Source organism: Bartonella refiksaydamii (genome assembly GCF_902652675.1).
GTDB lineage: Bacteria > Pseudomonadota > Alphaproteobacteria > Rhizobiales > Rhizobiaceae > Bartonella > Bartonella refiksaydamii.
In genome coordinates this window covers 1-928 of sequence record NZ_LR736394.1, presented here as the reverse complement: position 1 = coordinate 928, position 928 = coordinate 1, and the positions used below count along the sequence as shown (strand labels likewise).

The window sequence follows — 928 nt, the reverse complement described above, 5'->3', positions numbered from 1 at the left end:
AGAAAAAGCGCTACCAACATCACTAAAGCTTTTGCCTTCTTTTTTTACCTCACCTGTCGTAGAAATTTCAGATAACTTATAGGTTGGCTGTGTAAAAGTAGTACCATTAAATACAATATCTCCACCTAAGACCTTTGCCAAATCTTGGGTTATCGTATGAATTTGACCACCTGTTACTGCTTCACTGGAAGATGCACCAATCATCCCATCTGCAAGACCTAAAAGTTTCCGACTTTCATCTTTCGTATTCTTAAGACTGATTTCATTGCCTTCTGCTTCTGCTCCAATCTTGATTAGATTTTTATCTTCATCCCACTTAACAAGACTATCACCTTTTACTGTGGTAATCTGATTAGTAATTTCAGTTTTAATCTCATTTTGAACCTTAGTAATTTCATTACTAACATTTGTGAAAGAATTACCAACACCGGAAAAAGCAGCCGCTACATCATTATAAGTCTCATCTTCAGAGGTGCCATCAGCCTTAACTGTCTTAACTGTAAAGAGAGGTGCTTCCCATGTTTTTGTCTCCTCATTATATCCAGCACCACCACCTAAATAGCTAGCAAACCGCTCATTCAGTGAATAAAGTTGACCACCTGTAACCGCATCCGTTGAACCATCAGAAACATCACCATCTGCAAGACCTAAAAGTTTCCGACTTTCATCTTTCGTATTCTTAAGACTGATTTCATTGCCTTCTGCTTCTGCTCCAATGGTGATACGATGTGTTGCATCTTCTTGTTTGACAAAGCTATCACCTTCTACTTTTGTAATCACATTAGTGATTTCTTTGGTGATTTTATTCTGAACTTTCGTGATAGAAGAACCAACTCCTGCAAACGCATCTGCTACATTATTATAAACTGTTTCTTCTTCTTCACCATCTTCTTTAGCAGTCTTGACCTTAAAGCTAGGGGGAGTCCAA

General features: G+C 38.0%; 1 pseudogene. It reads right to left on the bottom strand.

The features are described 5' to 3' along the window. Positions 1 to 928, bottom strand: a pseudogene (locus tag GQO39_RS08955) (hypothetical protein); the annotation flags it as partial.